The sequence below is a fragment of the Haloterrigena gelatinilytica genome (assembly GCF_013342145.1).
GTDB classification, from domain to species: domain Archaea; phylum Halobacteriota; class Halobacteria; order Halobacteriales; family Natrialbaceae; genus Haloterrigena; species Haloterrigena gelatinilytica.
Window position 1 is genome coordinate 3,987,530 of sequence record NZ_JABUQZ010000001.1, and the last position, 19,761, is coordinate 4,007,290.

Here is a 19,761-nt window from a genome sequence, read left to right on the forward strand (position 1 = left end):
TGACGCGTCGGTGCGTTGCTACCAGTACACACTTCTCATGAACGGAAATACGCCGTACGCCGGGCTGCCGGGAGAAACGGGTGCTGGTCAGCGTGCCGCGGCGGACGTTCCGGACCTCTCGCGGACCCAGAAACGCTCCCTCCACCGCGACGTCTCCCGAATCGCCGCTCGAACCCGTGACTTCCTCCCCGACGAATACGTCGTCGACTCCGAGGTTTCCCAGAGCATGACCGGCCCGCAGGTCACCGTCGCCGTCCGGCCGCCGATCGGCCACGCCGTCAGCGCCGGCTTCACGCCCGACTTAGAGGAGGTCGCGGCCGGCGACGCGGTGATCACCGCCGACGAACGCGACGAAGTGGCCCGCGGACTGGCAGCCAGCGCCGCCCTACAGGTCAAACAGGCGATCAGCGACAACGTGACGCCGACCGCGAAGTAACGCCGAGCCTCGTCGCCGTTTTCGACCGAACGAAGACCGAGAGTCGCTCCCCTCACGATCGACGGCGCTGATCGAGTCGAACTGACGTTCCTTCCCCCAGTGCGGACTATCCAGCGTTCCTAGAATCACCGCCGCCACGGTCGCGGCGATCAGTACAACAGTTGCTCGAGTTGGTGTCGTCGTCGCTCGAGATCGATCGTCGGCTCGACGTCGGGATCGTCGATCAGCCGGTCGAGTACGAGCAGCGGGTCGGTCCCCGCGCGCTCGACGGCGTCGAAGAGGGCCTCGATCGCGGTCCGGTTCGTCGCCAGCGACGAACACAGGTCCACGGCGAGCGCCAGCGGAATCGCCGCGTCGGGGTCGGACGGATACGCGTCGCTGACTCGGGTGAAGTCCGGCTCCTCGAGCGGGCTGCCGCCTTCGGGATCGACGTTCAAACAGCGGGTACAGAGCGTCCCGGCCGGCGACTCCCCCGGCGCGTGCTCGCGGTACTCCTCGGGGATCGAAAAGACGACCGTCGATGCGCTACATGCCGTACAGGCCATGGTCGTATCGGATGTGCGGACCGGATGCGATCAGTCGCCGCCCGGAACGCCGCCCGCGGTCGACTGTTCCATGTCGGGTTCGGCCGTGTCTCCGCCCTCGTCCTCGGGAGCAACCTCGTCTTCTGCTTCTTCTTCGGCCTCCCGCTCTTCCTTCTCGGCCTGCTCTTTCTTCTCCTTGATCTTCTTCAGTCGGAACGTCTCCTCGCGTTCCTGCTCCTCGAGTTTCTGCTCGATGTACTCCTGGCTCTCGTAGAGGTCGGGCAGGAGTTTGAACTCCAAGGCGTTGACGCGGCGCTTGGTGGTCTCGATCTCCCGAAGCATCTTCTTCATCGCCGTCTCGACCTCGGCGGCGAGGATGATGCTCTCGAGCAGATCCTCGTAGGCCTCGGCGGCCTCGTCGATGCGTGCGGAGGTCCCCATGATCCCGTAGCCGCGCTGATCGAGGCTCTTCGAGACGCGCGAGGACTCGATCTGGGGCACGACCACGCCCATGATGTTCTTCGATTCGGTGGTGATCTCGGGATGTTCCTGGAGTGCGGCGGCGGCCCCGCGGACCGCGACGTCGCCCTCCATGGCTCGGGCCATGTTGATCTTCTTCTGGGCGTCCTCGTAGTCCTGTGCGAGGTCCCCGCGGACGTCCTGGGCCTTGTCCAGGATGTCCATGAACTCCATGATCAGCCCGTCCCGTTTCTTCTCGAGCGTCCCGTGTCCCCGCTCGGAGAGTTCGATCCGATCCTCGATCTCCATCAGGTTCTTGCGGGTGGGCTTGACGTCCTTGGCCATCTTGTGGAGGGTTTGCGCCCCCAGTCGGATAACTGTTTACAGTTTTGGCGGGTATCGGCCGACGGGAGGACCCTGCAGTGTGCGTGGGCCGTTCACGACCGAACGACGAACCGACTCGGCTCGGCACCTGACGCTACCCGAGGAAGAGATCGACCATGTTCCCCGACGACTGGCCGCGATAGAGCTCCGAGTAGCCGCAGTTCGTACAGCTTACGACCATGAACTGTCGGTTCTGTATGTCGAAGAGCTTCGACAGCCCCGTCCCGCTGGTCGCGATCTCGTCGATCTCCGTCTCGGTGTGGTCGCACTTGGGACAGCCGCGGTCGTCGTCTTTCATACGGCCGAATTCGTGTTAGGTGACAGATATTTTGTGCTCACGACCCGTCGGATCGACCAGTGATGTTCGGCGCCGTCGTCACCGTCTTCCTCCTGTTCGCGATCGCCGTTCCACTGGCGCTCTGGATCGCGATCGAGAGCGAAACGTCGAACCCGACCGTCGTCGACCGCGCGGAAGCCGAACGGATCGCGAAGGACCGCGGCGGCCGGGGTCGGTCCCGAACGGACTCGAGCGACGATCCTCCTGCGAGCGCAGACACGGCTACCGACGACCGCGAGGCGGAGTCCGACCGGCGGTCACGGACCGACGATCGATCTTCGACGGAGCGAGACGGACGGTGGGGGACCCACTCGGACGAGTCGGACCGCGACGATCGCTGGCGGTAGGTAGTTCTGCGCGACTAGTCGGGATGGTCCCGAACGAATAGGGTGTGACCGAACCGGATTAGCCCTGCCCGACCATCCGATCCTCGTCCTCCCACTCCTCCTGACGGAGTTCGTACTTCTGGATCTTGCCGGTCGCGGTGGTCGGGAGTTCCTCGACGAACTCGACCTCCCGGACGGCCTTGTAGCCCGCGAGGTTGTCGCGGGTGAACTCGACGAGTTCGTCGCGGGTGACGCTCGGGTCGTCCGGGTCGCCGTTGCCCGGCACGATGAAGGCCTTCGGCGTCTCGCCCCACTCCTCGCTGGGAGCCGGAATGACGGCCACGTCCGAGACCTCGGGATGGTCGAACAGCGTGTCCTCGAGTTCGATGCTCGAGATGTTCTCGCCGCCGGAGATGATGATGTCCTTCTTGCGGTCCTGGATGGAGATCATCCCGTGCTCGTCGACGACTGCGAGGTCGCCGGTGTGGTAGTAGCCCTCGACGCGGTCGTTGAAGGCTTCCTCCGTTTCCTCGGGCTTGTTCCAGTACTTCTCCATGACCTGATTGCCGCGGACGACGATCTCGCCGATCGAGGCGTCGTCGCGGGGGACGTCGTTACCGTCCTCGTCGACGACGCGGATCTCGGTGCCGAGATAGCCCAGTCCCTGGCGTTTCTTGATCGCGAAGCGGTCCGAATCGTCGTCGTCGAACGTGCGACGCGCGTCGGAGGTGGTGATCAGCGGCCCCGTTTCGGTCGCGCCGTAGACGTGTTTCAGGTACCAGCCGAACTCGTCCTCGACGGTGCGGATGGTGGCCTCCGGCGGCGCCGAGCCGGCAGTCGCGATGCGGACGTCGTTGGCCCCGGTCGTCTCGGGCGCTCCGGCGGCTTCGCCGCCTTCGCCTCGCTGCCCCGAAGGGGCACCGCGCTCTTCGTAGTAGTCGATCAGCATGTTCAGCACCGTCGGCGCGCCGCACATGTAGGAGACGTCCTCGGTCCGAACGGCCTCGAAGATGTCCCCGGCGTCGACGCCGCGCGTGCAGACGTGTTTCGCACCGATCCCCGTCACGGCGTAGATGTGGCCCCAGCCGTTGACGTGGAACATCGGCAGCGTCCAGAGGTAGACGTCGTCGTCGCGCAGTTCCTGGTGGGCCGTGACCAGGTAGGCGTGAAGCGTCTCCGAGCGGTGGGTCCGGCAGACCCCCTTCGGATCGCCCGTCGTCCCCGAGGTGTAGTTCATCGTGATGATCTCGTCCTCGCTCATCTCGGGGCGGTCGTACTCGGTGCTCGCGTCCTCGAGCACCGCGTCGAATTCCTCCCAGTCGCCCTCGACCGCGTCGGCGTCGTTCGTGATGAACGTCTCCGTCGGCACCTCGTCGCGGATCGGCTCGATCTCGTCGGCGAAGTCGTAGTCGGCGTAGATGGCGTCGACCTCCGCGTCCTCGAGCATGTAGGAGAAGTCCTCGGGCGTCAGCCGGTAGTTCAGCGGCGTGTGCACCGCGCCGAGTTGCATGCTCCCGTAGGCCGCCTCGAGGTGGTAGTGCGTGTTCGGGTCGAGCACCGCGACGCGGTCGCCCTTCTCGATACCGCGTTGCTGCAGCGCCGCCGAAAACCGATCGGCCCGCTCGCCGAGTTCGTCGTAGGTGTACCGTTCCCCCGTGGTCGCGACGACGGCTTCCTCGTCCCCGTAGTGCTTGCGCGCCCGATCGAGGAAGTCCGTCACGAGCAGTGGTTTGTGCATACGCGATGTACGACATTAACGATAATTAAGTTCATTGCGGTTCGTTCCGAACTGTGGCTTCGATCGATACGTTCGGCTACGGCTTCGCTTCGGCTCGAGCGTCGCCCGGCTTCGTTACTGAGTACGTGGCCGACGCAGTGTCACACGTCGAGTGAAGCGGCGAGCGCGACGTGCGACCGCTCGTCCGGATCGACGAACCGACGGCTCGCGTCTCGAGCGACCGAAAAATCGAAACTGCAACCGCGATCGCGAGTTCAGTCGGCCTGAACGGCTTCCGGCTCTTCTTCGCGGTAGTGCTCCTCGATGAGGTCCTCGCCGATCCGGTTGAGTTCCTCCTTGGGGAGCATCGAGAGCAGGTCCCAGCCGAGCTCGAGCGTCTCGTCGATCGAGCGGTTGGTGTCGTACCCCTGCTGGACGAACTCCTCCTCGAAGCGGTCGGCGAAGTCGAGGTACTTGTTGTCGCGCTCGGAGAGCGCTTCGCGACCGACGATGTTGACGAGGTCGCGCAGGTCCTCACCCTCGGCGTAGGCGGCGTACATCTGGTCGGAGACGTCGCCGTGATCCTCGCGGGTCAGGCCCTCGCCGATCCCGTCGTCCATCAGCCGCGACAGGCTGGGCAGGACGTTGACCGGCGGCTCGATCCCCTGGCTGTTTAAGTCCCGATCCATCATGATCTGGCCCTCGGTAATGTAGCCCGTCAGGTCCGGAATCGGGTGGGTCTCGTCGTCGCCGGGCATGGTCAGGATCGGAATCTGCGTGACCGAGCCCTCCTTGCCCTCGATACGACCGGCACGCTCGTAGAGCTGCGCCAGGTCGGTGTACATGTATCCGGGGTAGCCACGGCGGCCCGGGACCTCCTCGCGTGCGGCGCCGATCTCGCGCAGCGCCTCGCAGTAGTTGGTCATGTCCGTCAGGATGACCAGCACGTGGTAGTCCTTCTCGAAGGCTAAGTACTCGGCCGTGGTCAGGGCGAGTCGCGGCGTGACCTGTCGCTCGACTGCGGGGTCGTCCGCGAGGTTCATGAAGACGACCGAGCGCTCGAGGGCGCCCGTGCGCTCGAAGTCGTCCATGAACTCGTTCGCCTCTTCGGCGGTGATCCCCATCGCGCCGAAGATGACGGCGAACTCGGAGCCCTCGTCGTCGTCGCCGCCCTCGTCTTCCTCCGGCACGGTCGCCTGGCGGGCGATCTGCAGTGCGAGGTCGTTGTGGGGCAGCCCCGACGCGGAGAAGATCGGCAGCTTCTGGCCGCGGACCAGCGTGTTCATGCCGTCGATGGCGGAGACGCCGGTCTGGATGAACTCCTCGGGGTACTCCCGGGAGTAGGGATTGATCGCTTCGCCGACGATGTCGTGGCGGTCCTCGGGGACGATCTCCGGACCGCCGTCGATCGGGTTCCCGGAGCCGTCCAGCACCCGTCCGAGCAGATCCTCGGTGACGGGCATCTTCATCGTCTCGCCCAGGAAGCGAACGGAGGCGTTGCGGTCGATACCGCCAGTGCCTTCGAACACCTGGATCGAGACGAGTCCCTCGCTCGATTCCAGCACCTGTCCGCGCAGGGTCTCGCCCTGTGGCGTCTCGATCTCGACGATCTCGTCGTAACCGACCGGTTCGTCGACCTCGGCGAACACCAGCGGACCGCTGATTTCCGTGATTGTCTGGTACTCTTTCATTGTTAGTACAGTGCTCGCAGTTGTTCCTGGAGGTCGTTCTCGATCTCCTCGATGAACGATTCCCACTCCTCGGCGGTGCCCATCCGGTTGAGACGCGGGGCGGCGTCGACGTCGGTGATCTCCTCGACCGGGACGCCGGCCTCGAGCGCGTCGAAGGCCTCGTCGTTGAACGTCTTGATGGCCTCGAGCATCCGGTAGGTCTTCTCGGGTTCGCAGTAGGTGTCGACGTCGTGGAGCGCGTTCTGCTGGAGCCACGCCTCACGCAGGAAGCGGGCGACCTCGAGGGTCAGCTGCTGGTCCTCCGGCAGGGCGTCCTTCCCGACGAGCTGAACGATCTCCTGGAGCTCGTCTTCCTCGTCTAACACGTCGACCGCCCACTGGCGGATGTCCGACCAGTCGCCGGCGACGTTTGACTCCCACCACGGGTCGAGCTGGTCCTTGTACAGCGAGTAGGACTCGTTCCAGTTGATCGAGGGGAAGTGCCGACGTTCCGCGAGGTCGGCGTCGAGCGCCCAGAACGTCTTGACGATACGCAGCGTGTTCTGGGTGACCGGCTCGGAGAAGTCGCCGCCCGGCGGCGAGACCGCGCCGACGACCGAAATCGACCCTTCGCCGCCGTTCATCAGCTGGAACTTGCCGGCGCGCTCGTAGAACTCCGAGAGCGCGGCCGCCAGGTACGCGGGGTAGCCCTCCTCGCCGGGCATCTCCTCGAGTCGGGAGGAGATTTCGCGCATGGCCTCGGCCCACCGTGAGGTGGAGTCGGCCATCAGCGCGACGTCGTACCCCATGTCGCGGTAGTACTCCGCGATCGTGATTCCCGTGTAGATACAGGACTCGCGGGCCGCGACGGGCATGTTCGACGTGTTGGCGATGAGGCAGGTCCGGGCCATCAGCGGGTTCCCGGTCTGCGGGTCGGGCAGTTCCGGGAAGTCTTCGATGACCTCGGTCATCTCGTTGCCGCGCTCGCCACAGCCGATGTAGACGACGATGTCCGCGTCGGACCACTTGGCGAGTTGCTGCTGGGTGACGGTCTTCCCGGAGCCGAAGGGACCGGGAATCGCCGCCGTCCCGCCCTTCGCGAGCGGGAAGAGACCGTCCTGAACGCGCTGGCCCGTCACCAGCGGCTCGGTCGGCGTCTCCTTGTCACCGGCGGGACGGGCCTCTCGGACCGGCCACTCCTGGTGCATCTGGATCTCCTCGCCGTTGTCGAGTTCGACGACGGTCTCCTCGACCGTGAACTCGCCGGCCTCGATGGCCGTGACCTCGCCGCCCTCGTAGTCCGGCGGGACCATGACCTTGTGGTCGATCGTGACGGTCTCCTCGACGACGCCGACGATGTCGCCGGGTTCGACCGTATCGCCTTCCTCGACCTCCGGGGTGAACTCCCACTTCTTCTCGAGGTCGATACCGGGCGCGTCGACCCCGCGGTCGAGGAACGCCGTCCCCATCTTCCCCTCGAGAACGTCGAGCGGACGCTGAACGCCGTCGTAGATGGAGTCCAGCATGCCGGGTCCGAGGTCGACGCTCAGGGGCTCGCCCGTGTTCTGGACGGGTTCGCCCGGGCCGACGCCGGAGGTTTCCTCGTAGACCTGAATGGTGGTCAGGTTCCCTTCGATCTCGATGACCTCGCCCATCAGTCCTTCGTCGCCGACGTAGACGACGTCGTTCATCCGGGCGTCGAGGTCCGTGGCGGTTACGACCGGACCGCTCACGCTTTCGATTACACCGTCTTCGTCGACGGATTCGATGTCTTCTGCCTGGCTCATAGTTTACTCTTGTTCGTCCTCGTCCATCAGGTCGATACCGATCGCGCGTTTGATCTGCTCGCGCAGTCCGCCGCCACCGGTTCCGCTCCCGATCGTGACGACGACCGGTTCGACGCTCGTCTCGACTTCCTGGCGCACGTTGCGCGACAGGTGTTCGAGGTCGTCGTCGTGCATGACGACGATGCCGACGCCCTCGTCCTCGAGGGCCGCCGTCGCCGCCTCGTCCAGTCGATCGTCCTTCTCGTCGTCCGGGACGTTCTCGAAGCGACGGACCCCCGCGAGGCGGAAGCCGGTCGTGAACTCCGGACTGCCGACGACTGCGATTTCCTGGCTCATAGGATCACCAGCTCCTCTTCGATCTCGGTTTCGTCGAGGCCGACCTCTCGACCGCGCGCGATCGCACGGATGTTCTCGACCTCGCGCTCCTTCGCGAGGATGTACGAGAGCACGGCCGAAACGGAGGTCGGGTAGATGCTCGAGAGCGTATCGGCGTACTCGAGCAACGCAGCGTCTAGTGCGTGCTCGAACTGGATAAGGCTGTCAGCGTCGCGGAGCCGTTCCAGCGCCCCCGAGAGGCGGTCGCCGTAGCGTTTGTTCTCGGCGATGTGATCGACGAGTGCGTCGTAATCGCCGACGAGCCGACCCAGATCCGCCCGATCGAACAGGACGCCGCCCTCGATGTAGTAGGCGGCGGGGTCGAGGTCCGCTCCGCTGCGGGCCAGCCGCAGGGCGTTCCGGACGTTCCGGAAGTCGATTTCCGCCTGCAGGAACTCGACGTACTTCGCCTCCGGCCCCTCCTGGGGTTCGGCGCCCGGGCCCCGCGAGACGTCCGCGAGCAGGTTCTCGTAGAACTCCCGGTCGAGGGCGTTTTCGAGCGGAACGAGCGCACCGTGGTCCTCGAACTCCTCGTAGGCCACGGTCAGCGGCTCGTAGTAACTCGTGGCGCGCAGGAACTCGATCGCGTCCTCGATGGAGTCGGTCTCGAGGAGGCGCTCGATCGTCGCGTCCTCGAGTTCGCCGGCCCGGATCAGGTCGGTCCGGATCTCCTCGGGATCGGTGTCGGTGTAGATCCCGCGGAAGATCGTCTTCAGGTTCCAGACGTCGAACTTCCGGAGATACCGTGCGATGTGGTCGTAGAGGCGCCCCTCAGACCAGTCCAGCAGGTCCTGGAAGTGTTTCGCGAGGTTGCGGTTCAGGGCGTACTCGATCAGGTCGACGCCCGAGAACCGCGCACCGAGCGCGTTGATCTCGCGCTCGTACTCGGTCTCTTCCATGAACCGCGCGATCTCGCTCGGCCCCATCCGGACCAGCTTCCGATAGTCTTCGTCCGCGAACAGCGACGCTCGTCGGGACCGCACGCGAGCGTTCACGTATTCCGGATTCGAGGCACCTGCGCTCATTGCTCGAAGAGTCGGTTACTGATCTCCCGGAGGTTGTCTTCCCAGACGTCCTCGAGCACCGAGTCGAACGTGTTGTTGACCCGAACTCGAGACTGGTCGCTCTCGACGACGACGCCGCCGAGGCAATCGTACTCGCCGGCGTACTCGTAGCCGTCGTAGTCGGCGAGGATCGACTCGATCAGCTCCTCGTCGTCGGCGCGGCCGTAGACGTTGACGTCGTCGCCCTCGTCGAACTCGTCGCTGGCGCCCTCGAGGAGCGCACGCGTCAGCTCCTCGCGGGTGTCCCCGTCGAGGGCGGCGAGCTCGTCTTCGACCTCCTCGCGGACGTCGCCGAGCACGTCGCGGCGAGCCTCCAGGCGCTTTTGCTTCGCCTCCAGTTTCGCGCTGGAGAGACGCTGTTCGCGCAACTGCTCGACCTCGCGGTCGGCCTCCCGCTCGGCCTCGGTGCGAATCTCCTCGGCGTCCTCCTCGGCGGCCGATTCGATCTCGTCAGCGCGCGCTTCGCCCTCAGCGCGGATGTCCTCCGCACGCGCGTGGGCCTCTTCTCGAATGTCTTCTACGACTGTGTCCAAACTCATTGTGAAAGAAGGGTGAATGCGGTTACGCGCCGACGATGAAGACGACGACCAGCGCCAGGATCACGAGCGTCTCCGGGAGAACGGTCATGATCAGGCCCTGAACGAACAGGCTGTCGTCCTCGGCGAGCGCGCCGACGGCAGCCGCACCGATACCACGCTCTGCATAGCCGGACGCCAGTGCGGCGAGGCCGACGGCGAGTGCGGCCGCGCCCGCGTCGGTCAGGAACGGACTTTCTTCGACGGTCTGCTGAAGTGCGATACCAGCGTCAACTGCTGCGTTCTCAATTGCCATTGTTAGTAGTCCTCCGTGTGAGTTCGATCGTGTCCGAACGGTTCGTAGTTCTTCCCACCGCCTTCATAAAACTTGTTAAAGAATTCGACGTACTCGAGGCGCACAGCCTGTAAGCCGGCGCTCGTCACGCCAAGCGCTAGCACGACGATGTGGCCGACGACGAGAATCACGAGGCCGCCGATGAGCGCCGCGGTCCCCGAGTGCATGAGGCCGCTGAAGATGACTTCAGCGCCCTCGCCGTAGTGTTCGGCGACGTAGCTCGGCTCGTGGTTCCGAAGGAAGTGGAACGCGCCGTCGGGGTCCCGGTACCCGCCGAAGAACAGCAGGTTGACCACGAACGCCATGCCGGCCTTCGCGAGCAACACTGCGCCCATTCGGGTGTACGAGAAGACGTTGACGACGACGTCGAGCGCCTCGATCGCCTCGACGGGTTCGCTGACGATCAGCAGGACGAACCCGATCAGGAAGACGAGCAGCGGCGCCGTAAGCAGGAAGTCGGTGATTCCCAGCGGAATCGTTACGAGTCCCCACTCCGGGAACCCGGTAAATCCGATCGGGAACGGCCCGTCGCTGGCGAACGTCGTGAACAGGAACTCCGGCTTCGAGGACTCAGCCTGTGCAGAGAAGATCCAGACCCAGACGCCGTTGAGCATCAGGATCCACGTACCGCTGTGCAGGACGGCGTCCTTGACGCCGTGGCTGAGGTTCTCGTAGAAGTCCAGGATGTACCCGATGTTCAGGTGGACGATCCCGGCGAGCACGCTCACGACCATCCAGCCGAGCGCGAAGTCGGCGGCTGCCGGCTCGAGCCCCTTGTTCAGCGGGAAGAGCTCCGAGTGGAGCATGTCGTGCCAGAGCACTTCTCCGAGCACGTGCAGTCCGAAGATCTCCCCGTAGATGATCCCGAACAGGACGGTGAACGCACCGGCCCAGATGGCGACGCCGCCCAGGCTGGTGATTCCGTCGCTGTCGAACTGCGTGACCAGGTACGCGCCGATGGCCATGTACATGATCCCGTACCCGACGTCGCCGATCATGAAGCCGAAGAAGGCCGGGAACGTCAGGAACAGGAAGATCGTCGGATCGAGCTCGCTGTACTTCGGACGGTTGACCGCCTGGACCAGCACTTCGAACGGTTTCGCCGGCCCCGCGTTGTCCTGGACCGTCGGGGGCTCGTCGCCCATCGTGACCGCCGATCCGCCGTCGGTGACGGCCTTTTGCTGTTGCTCGTCTTCGTCGGTCGCGGCGGCGGACGACTCGTCCTCCGCGGCGCTTTCGGCACCCTTCTGGATTTCTTCCGTGTGGGTGTGGGCGCCGTGGCGGTCGTAGTCCGCCCGCTCGAGTTCTTCGACCTCGACGCTGTCGCCGACCGCGTCGTTCAGGCCGGCGACGAGGCGGTCGTACTCCTCGGTCGGGAGCCACCCCTCCGCGACGAACGCGCGGTCGGTCGTCGCGAACTGCAGGGGCGCTTCCGCCTGCTGAACCTCGATGGTCAGTTGCTCCTCGACGCGCTGGAGGAACTCGCCGTGGTTCGCCTCGATCTCCTCGAGTTCCGCGTCGATCTCCTCGAGTTCGTACTCGAGTTCTTGTTGTCGCTCCTCGAGCTCGTTGACGTACGCGCTCGGGCTCTGTTCGGTCTCGGGCACCTCGTGGCGCGAGAACTCGATCCCGACCAGCGCGTCCTCGAGGGCGCCCTCGTCGGCGTCCGCGGTCGGCGCGGCCACGATGGCCACGACGTCACCGCCGGTGAACGTCTCGAAGGCGCGGATGTCGTCCGACGCCGCGACGGCGTCTTCGATCGCGCCGACGTTCCCCTCGCCGACCACGACATCGACCGTCTCGTACCCGGACAGCAGGTCGAGGTCGATACCGAGTTCGGCGAACGGCTCGACGCGGTCGATCTTCTCCGTGACCGATCGCAGGTCGTCGTTGACCGCTCCGCGGCGGTCGTCGAGTTCGGTGACTCGCTCGCGGACCTCCTCGAGTCGCTGCTCCCAGTCGTCCTCGAGGGCTCTCGGGTCGACGTCCTCGTCGGACAGCTCCAGGGAGCTCTCGAGGGAGCGGACGGTCACCAGCTTCTCGGACGCCTCGTCGGCGCCCTCGATCGGGTTCCCGTTATCGAACCCCGCCCAGGAGCCGTCGTAGTCCGAGAGGTGGACCAGGTTCAGTCCGTGGATCGTCTCGATGACCGTGGGCATGACGCCCTTGGAGCCGGTCACCGAGACCTTGCTCATCTGTTTAGGTCTGAGCATGAATGTCCTCCTGGAACAGTTCGACGACGTGATCGGTCACTTCGTCGACCCGATCCCGGGCGAGCTCCGCGAGCGCCTCTCGCTCCTGCTCGCCCTCTTCGAGGATGCGTTCACACTCGGCGTCGATCTCCTCGCGCGCCTCTTCGAGGCGCTGCTCTTTGAGCTCGCGCGCCTCCTGTTCCGCTTCCGAGCGAATTTCCTCGGCTCGTTCCCGGGCCTCGGCGATTCGCTCGTCGCGGTCGTTCTCTGCCAATGCGACGATCTCGTCGGCCTCTTCCTCCGCCGACTGTATTCGTTCGAGAACCTCTGGCCTCGGCATACTCTAAGCGCTTGAAAGTTTGCGAGAGCGCGTATATGGTAGTTGCGAAAGTGCGCCAGCCCTCGTTCGGGCTCGATCGCCCGAAGTTATCGGTTACTCGACGGCGGCGACCGGGCGAACAGTAGACATATCCCGATCGGTGCGAAAGCAGCCGTTAATGGGAATCCTCGAGAACAAGGCTCGGGCGCGACTGTTCTACAAGTACCTCTCGAAGGTCTACGACCAGGTCAACCCCTTCATCTGGAACGAGGAGATGCGGACCGAGGCGCTCGACCTGCTGGACATCGAATCCGAGATGACGGTGTTGGACGTCGGCTGTGGCACCGGCTTCGCGACCGAGGGACTGCTCGAGCGCGTCGACGAAGTGTACGCGCTCGACCAGAGCGAACACCAACTCGAACAGGCCTACGCGAAGTTCGGGAAACGCGCTCCGCCGGTCCACTTCCACCGCGGGGACGCCGAACGCCTCCCCTTCGCGACCGACACGTTCGACGTCGTCTGGTCGTCGGGCTCGATCGAGTACTGGCCGAACCCCATCCTCGCGCTGCGGGAGTTCCGCCGCGTGCTGAAACCCGGCGGGCAGGTGCTCGTCGTCGGCCCGAACTACCCCGATACGTTCCTCGCCCAGAAGCTCGCCGACTCGATCATGCTCTTCTACGACGAGTACGAGGCCGACCGCATGTTCAAGCGGGCCGGCTTCGAGGACGTCAAGCACGCCTTCATGGGGCCGTCCTACGACCCCGAGGTCGCGATTACGACGATCGGTCGCGCGCCCGAATAGGTACACGGTACTGCGATCCTGTCGTACCGACACCGATACGCTGCTGCTTTTCGACCGCCGTTAATTTACTGTCGTCTCGAGCGTTGCTATCCGTCTCTCGTCGACCGCCAGAATGACGGTCACGGATTCACCCCGCTCGAGTTCGGGATCGTTCGTCTCCGCAACCGCTATTGATCCCCGCTCGCCGACTCGCCACTCGGAATCGGCCGCCGCGTTAAACGGTCCGGTCGGCGTCCCGTTGAATCCCTTCGCACCGACGAACGGAACGGGCGGCTGGTGTGTCAACTCTTTGCCACCTATCGCGACAGTCATCGAAAGCTCCGCCACGTCGATCGGATCGCCGCCAACGTGGTCGATCGTGATCTCCGACTCGTTACTGTCGGCCGTCAGTTCGAACGTCGCGATCGGCCCTCCGGACTCGAGCGTCCACATCCCGGCGCCGAGAGTCACAGCCGTCGCCAACAGAACGGTAACCGCGACTAGCAGCAGGCTACCGACGAGAGGATTGACGGCTCGATCGTCGATCCGGCGAGTGCTACTGTGATGGAGGTAATCGCGTATTTTCGGGCGTTTAGACACGCTCGTTCTGAGCCGCCCGTTCTCGGATAAAGGTTCGTCTCAGTCGTCGCTAACCGTCACGTCGACACTGCCGGCGTTCGATTGGACCTCCAGGTCGTATCCATCGACAGGGGGGAGTATCCATAGCGTACCGTCGTCGTCGGTCCGACCGATCTCTGTATCATCGACTGTCACCGTTGCGGTGACCGGTTCCTTCGTCTCCGCGTCCGTAACTGCCACTTTCGTCGGTCCGTTCACCGGCGTCTCCGTAAGCGACACGTTGAGACTGTCATTGGCGTACGTTTCGTTATCGACTTTCGGCAACGACTCGAGTGTGAGTTCCTGTCTCTCGCGGTAAACTTGACCGGTTCCGCCGTCGAGGTACACTTCGAGCTGTGTCTGATCGACTTCCAGATTGACGAAGTAGAGGTTTTCTTCCCCGTAGTCGTTGAACTCCGACCACCGCTTTTCCTCGCCTGCCCAGGGGTAGAACTCCGTTGCGGCCTGAATCGTCTCGTAGTTCGAATAGTCTTCGAACTGATTTACGGCATCAGCGCGACGGTTATCGAACCTGGTCGTCTCGAGGACATACGTGTCTCCATCGATCACCGAGAAGCTGTAGCCACCGTGCCAATCCTTCGAATCAGTTGGGGTCTCAGTGTCGGCAAACGTTCGGATCCGGACGACGGTTCCCGCGTCTTGCTGAGAGGATTGGCTCGCCTGTTCGAGTTCCGATCGGAGCGAGGTTTGATAGAGCTCCAGCGACGCTTCGTCAGCGCGAACCTGTTGAGGAGAGAGCGAATAGCCCGGGATTTCCTCCGTACGGCTGTCTCGGAGCTCTCTTAATGCCTCCAACAACCTTTCCGCTTCGTTCTGGTTGCGAAGGAGCGTTCGGATCAGTTCGGTGTCGGTCATATAGCCGGTTTCATGTTTCCTGATCGCTTCGCGTTCCCGTTCTTCGATCGCTTCCGTTCGGTTATTGATACAATCGTAGGCCGCGCGGACCATATTCTTCCGTTCCTCGAGTGTTGCATCATCGAACTCGCTGTCGATGACTGTGTACTGTTCGTGATCGACACGAAGCTGGTCGTCCACGCTTGCGAATGCCAACCCGATGTCGGATCCGTACGTAGTATATTCGTTCGTGACGTCACCGGTAAGCGGAAGACGGTTCGTCGTATTCTCGGCGTCGACCGTTCCCGACTGGTGGGACAGTAACTGAGGAGATGCGGAGGAAATCGTCTCCTGCGTTGGCTCGGTAGTTTCCGGTCCCGCTGCGATAACCGGCATCGCGACGAGCGAGACTCCGAGCAACACTGCGAGGAGGACGGGTGGCGCGCTCTTCATCGGAGTACTGTATGGACTCCTTATACAAAAGACGGTCGGACCGTCGGATGCCGTTCTAAGAGAGGTTTAACCGTCTCCCTCTACATTCCACAACGGTATTAACGCCCCATTATTCGATGGAAAGTGTTTTTTCCCCGGGGAAACCACCGGTTGGTACGCATGCGGTTATTCACCGCCACTACATTCGCCCTCATGGCCCTCCTCATAACGTCTTCCGTGGGGGCGGCTGCTACTACGTCGTCCCCCGCTGTACTCGAGTCCGAGTCCACGCAGGCGGACGCCGTTCAGCTCTCACTCGATTCAGCCGAGTCAACCGCAGCTACTGCGACGACAGGCAGGGCTTCCGACGGATCGCCATACCTCGCGTCTAGTATCCAATCCACAGAGAACAATCCAAAGCAGGTCTTTCGAATAACTATCGACGAAGATGGAACCGGCCATTGGGTTATCGAGAGTCGATTTCTTCTGTCTAACGACGAGGAGGTCGAAGAGTTTCGCGATTACGCCGCTGCCGTCGCAGCCGGGGAGCGAGACGTCGCGTACGATCCGGAACTCTTCCGATATTACGCCAACGAAGCGACAGACCGAACCGGCCGCGAGATGTCGATCGAGAACGCTGGGTGGGACGATTCCCAGGTACACTCCGTCGAAAACGATTCAGTCGTCAGCTCAGTGAACGTCGAGAACGACGACGTCCGTGTCGGTGTCATCAGATACTCGTTCACGTGGACTAACTTCGCGACCGTCGACGACGATCGGTTACGCGTCGGTGACGCCTTCAAGACGGATACTGGGGTCTGGTTCCGGCTCACTGAAACCCAACGACTCGTTCTCTCGCCGCCGGAGAACTATGCACTCGAGACGCCGACCCAACTCGAATGGGACGGTCCGGAGGAGTTCGACGAGGAGGAACTCGATATCGTCTTCGTTCAAAGCGGTAGCGGCGAGAGTCCCTCTCCTGATCCCGAGTCCTCAAATTGGCTAGTCGATCGACTCTTCCTTTTCGTGATCGGGGTAGGTGTCGGCATAGGCAGCTATCTCCTCGCGCGTCGCAACTCCGACAGAGATCTCTCCGCCTGGCGAGGACGCGTTCGCGATATCGCAGCGGCGATCGGTTTTGCCGGTCTCTTCGATCGGACTCGCTCGCAAACGACGGATACCGACGAACGGCGGTCCGCGGCGCGGGCGAGCGTCGACGGCGGCACGAATCGGTCACCTGCCATGGACGAGGACGAATCGGTGGACGACATGATCCTCGAGTTCGAGGAAGAAGTCGATGAGGGGATCGATCCCGAACTGCTGAGCGACGAAGAGCGCGTTCTCCGGATGATCAATCGAAACGGCGGCCGGATGAAACAGGCCTCGATCGTCAAAGAAACCGGCTGGTCGAACGCCAAGGTTTCGCAGTTGCTCTCACAGATGGACGAGGATGGCGAGATTGAGAAGCTCCGTATCGGTCGCGAGAACCTAATCACACTGCCTGAAGTCGATCCAACCGAACTCGACTGACGCCCCGGTTTTCGAGATTCACCGATCACCTGCCCGTTTCTCGCTCCGTTCGAGGCTCCCGATCTGAGACGATCCGCTAACAGCGGCTGATCGAACGGGCTGCCAGATTGCTTATGCCCCGTGACTTTCTGGTAATAGGTAATGTCTAAATTTCCGATAGGCAGGCGCCGCCTCTTCGCCCTTTCTCTAGTGGCGCTTCTGTGTACCTCGTTACTACTCCCGGTCGCCGTCGCGGCCGCAGGCGACTCCGTTGCGGACACGGTTGCACCAGGGAATACGGATCGATACGTCTCGACTGCTACCGAAACCGATGTAATCTCTCCCGAGCGATCGGGATCAGCGCAGATCGATTCGACACTCGAGGGGACAGACGGTGTCGTTGAAGCCATCGTCCGCTTCGAAGCCGGCGAGACCGCACCGACTCCGATCTCGACCGACCAGACAGAACCAACGGCGTTGCGGATGACGGCGAACCGCTCGCAGTCGCCCCTCGAGCGCGCTGCCGAGACGACCGCCGGACTTGAGATCGAGCAGCAATTTTGGCTGACGAACGCCGCGCAGGTGCGGATCGATACGGATCGGGTCGACCTCGAATCGGTCGCTGCGATCGACGGGGTCGTCGAGATCCACGCCGATGCGGCCGTCGAACTTACGACGACTACGAATGCGACTGCGTCGACGGCCGGGCCAGCCGAAGCCGCGAGGCGGCTCGGCGGCTCGTACACCAACGGTCTCGAGCAGCTGTCGATCCCCGAAGTCCACGAGAAGTACGGCGCTCGCGGCGCGGGAGCGACGGTCGCCGTCCTCGACACGGGCGCCGATGACACCCATCCGGACGTACAGGTCGACGGGTGGCGGGACTTCTCCGGTGGTTCGTCGACGCCGATTGACTACAACACGCACGGTACCCACGTCGCCGGCACGGTCGCCGGCGGGTCGGCGAGCGGCACCCAAATCGGCGTCGCACCCGAGGCGACGCTACTCGTCGGCGCCGTCCTGACGGACTGCAGCGACGGCAGCTGCGTCGGCCGGACATCCGACGTGATCGCCGGCATGGAGTGGGCCGTCGCCAACGGCGCCGACGTCATCAGTCTGAGCCTCGGATCGGAGGGATACACGGCGAGCTACATCAGTGCCGTCCGGAACGCGGAGGCCAGCGGGACCGTCGTCGTCGCCGGCGCCGGGAACAGCGGCGACGGGATCTCCACGTCGCCGGGGAACGTCTACGACGTGATCAGCGTCGGTGCTGTCGACGAGTACGGCCGCGTCACGGCGTTCTCGAGCGGCGAGACGATCGACACCTCCGATGCATGGGGCCGGGACGCTCCCTCGGAGTGGCCGAACAGCTATCTCGTTCCGACGATTGTCGCGCCCGGCGATCGCGTCCTCAGTGCCGCCGCCGACGGCGGCTACGTGCGAAAGCGGGGAACCAGTATGGCGACACCCCACGTCGCAGGGGTGATCGCACTGCTTCAGGGGGCGACCGACAGATCGCTCGAATCCGAAGAGATCAAAACGGTATTGAGAGAGACGGCCGCGGGGTCGACCGGCGAACCGGATACCCGCTACGGTCACGGGATCGTCGACGCGACCGCCGCTCTCGAAGAGGGCGGTTCGTTCGCGACGGTAGAGGGTACGGTGTCCGATACAGTAACGGACGATCCGATCGAATCCGCGACCGTCTCCCTCGAGGCTCCCGACGGAACCAGTTACGAGACGACGGCCGACTTCGGGGGCGGGTACGATCTCAAAGGCGTTCCGGGGGATCGGAAGTATACGTTGACCGTGACTGCGCCCGGCTACGAGTCGACGAGCGAAACGGTGTTCCTCCCAGCTGACGAGAGGACGAGACGAGACGTCTCGCTCGCGGGGAACGGCGAACTCGAGGCGGTCCTCGAGGACGCCCAGTTCGGCAACGGTCTCGCCAACGGGACCGTCAACGCGACTGCGTACGGAACGTATCCGCTAGTCTATCAGGGCGATGGCGTCTACACCGCAGACCACGTCCCCAGTCGCGGACGCGCGAACGAGTACACGCTGACCGCCACTGCACCGGGTTACGAGAGCGAACGGCGGGCGGTCGCGGTGACGGACGGACAACGAGCGACAGAGCGGTTCGAACTCACCGGCGACGCGACGCTCGAGGTAGTCGCCGAGGATGCGATGACGGGAACCGCCGTCTCGAACGCGAGCGTTACCATCGAACGGCCCGATGGAACCGCGTTCGACGTCGACGAGTCGACCGCTGACGACGGCGTGCTCACGACACCGGTTCCGGGAACCGACACCGAGTACACCGTCCGCGTCGCTGCCGACGGGTACGAGACGGCCACGGCGACCGTCACCGTCGCCAGCGGGGAGACCGTAACGGCCAACGTCTCGCTCGAGGGCGACGCCGTCATTGCGGTGGCCCTCGAAGACGCGCAGTTCGGCGACGGGATTACAGAAGCGAGCGTCGAAGCAACCGGCGACCGGGGGACGTATTCGGGGACACACGAGGGGAACGGCGAGTACGTCCTCGAACCCGTTCCCGGGGGCGACGAGTACGCGATTAACGTAACCGCAGCAGGGTACGTCAACGATGCTCGGACGGTCTCGGTCGGGACGAACGGAGCGGCGAGCGACCGGATCGTCCTCGAAGGCGACGCGACGCTCTTGGTGACCGTCGTCGACGAAGCCGATGAACCGGTCGGTGACGCAACCGTTACGATCGAACGTCCGGACGGCGCGTCGTTCACCGCTACCGAGGAATCGAACGCGAACGGGACGCTCGAAGCGACCGTTCCTGGGTCCGGGACGGCCTACGCGCTCACGGTCGACGCGCAGGGGTACGCGAGCGAGACCGTCTCGACGGATTCGGTCCCGAGCGGGGCGACTGAATCCGTTACCGTGACCGTGGCGACCGTCGACGGCGTCCCCGGGTTCGGCGTCCCGGTCGCGGCCGTCGCACTGCTGGCGACGCTCGCGGTCAGCGTTTCGCGGGGGCGGGCATAGACAGCTCTGAACGTCGCTCGAGGAGGAACCGCACGTAGTGCGTTGTGAAGGGAAAACAGCAAACCACGGACCAATCCATGCGAGCGCGGTC

General features: G+C 63.9%; 19 protein-coding genes. 5 read left to right on the forward strand and 14 right to left on the reverse strand.

Features of this window, described 5'->3' with window-relative positions; genetic code table 11:
• Positions 1 to 37: 37 nt before the first annotated feature.
• Positions 38 to 436 carry a DUF5811 family protein gene (locus HTZ84_RS19810; protein ID WP_008893744.1) on the forward strand — a complete coding sequence of 133 codons (399 nt, stop codon included), beginning with the start codon at positions 38 to 40 and terminating at the stop codon, positions 434 to 436.
• A gap of 149 nt (positions 437 to 585) precedes the next feature.
• Here the strand turns inward: HTZ84_RS19810 and HTZ84_RS19815 are convergent, their stop codons facing one another.
• From HTZ84_RS19815 to HTZ84_RS19825, 3 genes are all read right to left on the reverse strand, one after another.
• The gene (locus HTZ84_RS19815) at positions 586 to 981 is read right to left on the reverse strand and encodes a DUF6276 family protein (RefSeq protein WP_174682241.1); all 396 of its coding nucleotides are present in this window, start codon (positions 979 to 981) and stop codon (positions 586 to 588) included.
• A gap of 30 nt (positions 982 to 1,011) precedes the next feature.
• On the reverse strand, positions 1,012 to 1,764 hold the full coding sequence (locus tag HTZ84_RS19820) for a V-type ATP synthase subunit D (RefSeq protein ID WP_174682242.1): 753 nt from the start codon (positions 1,762 to 1,764) through the stop codon (positions 1,012 to 1,014).
• Positions 1,765 to 1,897: 133 nt separating this feature from the next.
• The gene (locus HTZ84_RS19825) at positions 1,898 to 2,101 is read right to left on the reverse strand and encodes a zinc ribbon domain-containing protein (RefSeq protein ID WP_174682243.1); all 204 of its coding nucleotides are present in this window, start codon (positions 2,099 to 2,101) and stop codon (positions 1,898 to 1,900) included.
• Between the two features lie 62 nt (positions 2,102 to 2,163).
• Between HTZ84_RS19825 and HTZ84_RS19830 the strand changes: the two genes are divergently transcribed.
• Positions 2,164 to 2,487: a hypothetical protein gene (locus HTZ84_RS19830; protein WP_174682244.1), complete on the forward strand. Its 324-nt coding sequence runs from the start codon at positions 2,164 to 2,166 to the stop codon at positions 2,485 to 2,487.
• 58 nt (positions 2,488 to 2,545) lie between these two features.
• Here HTZ84_RS19830 and HTZ84_RS19835 read toward each other — a convergent pair whose 3' ends face one another.
• The 9 genes from HTZ84_RS19835 to ahaH all read right to left on the reverse strand — a co-directional run bounded on the left by HTZ84_RS19835 (position 2,546) and on the right by ahaH (position 12,481).
• Complete coding sequence (locus HTZ84_RS19835) at positions 2,546 to 4,204, reverse strand: long-chain-fatty-acid--CoA ligase (protein ID WP_174682245.1); 1,659 nt, start codon at positions 4,202 to 4,204, stop codon at positions 2,546 to 2,548.
• A 254-nt stretch (positions 4,205 to 4,458) separates the two neighbouring features.
• Complete coding sequence (locus tag HTZ84_RS19840; protein WP_174682246.1) at positions 4,459 to 5,874, reverse strand: ATP synthase subunit B; 1,416 nt, start codon at positions 5,872 to 5,874, stop codon at positions 4,459 to 4,461.
• 2 nt (positions 5,875 to 5,876) lie between these two features.
• Positions 5,877 to 7,640 (reverse strand): ATP synthase subunit A, encoded by a 1,764-nt coding sequence (locus HTZ84_RS19845; RefSeq protein ID WP_174682247.1) that lies wholly within the window; start codon positions 7,638 to 7,640, stop codon positions 5,877 to 5,879.
• A 3-nt stretch (positions 7,641 to 7,643) separates the two neighbouring features.
• Positions 7,644 to 7,976: a V-type ATP synthase subunit F gene (locus HTZ84_RS19850; protein ID WP_174682248.1), complete on the reverse strand. Its 333-nt coding sequence runs from the start codon at positions 7,974 to 7,976 to the stop codon at positions 7,644 to 7,646.
• Positions 7,973 to 9,040, reverse strand: coding sequence for a V-type ATP synthase subunit C (locus HTZ84_RS19855; protein WP_174682249.1), 1,068 nt, complete (start codon positions 9,038 to 9,040; stop codon positions 7,973 to 7,975). The genes HTZ84_RS19850 and HTZ84_RS19855 overlap by 4 nt, the downstream gene beginning before the upstream one ends.
• The gene (locus tag HTZ84_RS19860) at positions 9,037 to 9,618 is read right to left on the reverse strand and encodes a V-type ATP synthase subunit E (protein WP_174682250.1); all 582 of its coding nucleotides are present in this window, start codon (positions 9,616 to 9,618) and stop codon (positions 9,037 to 9,039) included. Before HTZ84_RS19860 ends, HTZ84_RS19855 begins: the two co-directional genes overlap by 4 nt.
• Positions 9,619 to 9,640: 22 nt before the next feature.
• Positions 9,641 to 9,910, reverse strand: coding sequence for a hypothetical protein (locus HTZ84_RS19865; RefSeq protein WP_008893755.1), 270 nt, complete (start codon positions 9,908 to 9,910; stop codon positions 9,641 to 9,643).
• A gap of 2 nt (positions 9,911 to 9,912) precedes the next feature.
• On the reverse strand, positions 9,913 to 12,162 hold the full coding sequence (locus HTZ84_RS19870; protein ID WP_174682251.1) for a V-type ATP synthase subunit I: 2,250 nt from the start codon (positions 12,160 to 12,162) through the stop codon (positions 9,913 to 9,915).
• Positions 12,149 to 12,481, reverse strand: a complete 333-nt coding sequence (gene ahaH / locus HTZ84_RS19875; RefSeq protein ID WP_008893757.1) for an ATP synthase archaeal subunit H — start codon at positions 12,479 to 12,481, stop codon at positions 12,149 to 12,151. Before ahaH ends, HTZ84_RS19870 begins: the two co-directional genes overlap by 14 nt.
• A 157-nt stretch (positions 12,482 to 12,638) precedes the next feature.
• Here ahaH and HTZ84_RS19880 point away from each other — a divergent pair, with 157 nt between their 5' ends.
• Positions 12,639 to 13,262 (forward strand): methyltransferase domain-containing protein, encoded by a 624-nt coding sequence (locus HTZ84_RS19880; RefSeq protein WP_174682252.1) that lies wholly within the window; start codon positions 12,639 to 12,641, stop codon positions 13,260 to 13,262.
• Between the two features lie 60 nt (positions 13,263 to 13,322).
• Here the strand turns inward: HTZ84_RS19880 and HTZ84_RS19885 are convergent, their stop codons facing one another.
• A complete protein-coding gene (locus HTZ84_RS19885; RefSeq protein ID WP_309138881.1) occupies positions 13,323 to 13,841 on the reverse strand; it encodes a type IV pilin in 519 nt (172 codons plus the stop codon).
• A 39-nt stretch (positions 13,842 to 13,880) separates the two neighbouring features.
• Positions 13,881 to 15,167, reverse strand: a complete 1,287-nt coding sequence (locus HTZ84_RS19890) for a DUF7096 domain-containing protein (protein ID WP_217468250.1) — start codon at positions 15,165 to 15,167, stop codon at positions 13,881 to 13,883.
• 192 nt (positions 15,168 to 15,359) lie between these two features.
• Here HTZ84_RS19890 and HTZ84_RS19895 point away from each other — a divergent pair, with 192 nt between their 5' ends.
• Together HTZ84_RS19895 and HTZ84_RS19900 are read left to right on the forward strand one after the other, a co-directional pair.
• Complete coding sequence (locus HTZ84_RS19895) at positions 15,360 to 16,676, forward strand: helix-turn-helix transcriptional regulator (RefSeq protein WP_254611786.1); 1,317 nt, start codon at positions 15,360 to 15,362, stop codon at positions 16,674 to 16,676.
• Between the two features lie 462 nt (positions 16,677 to 17,138).
• Positions 17,139 to 19,670: a S8 family serine peptidase gene (locus tag HTZ84_RS19900; protein WP_254611787.1), complete on the forward strand. Its 2,532-nt coding sequence runs from the start codon at positions 17,139 to 17,141 to the stop codon at positions 19,668 to 19,670.
• Positions 19,671 to 19,761 lie beyond the last annotated feature (91 nt).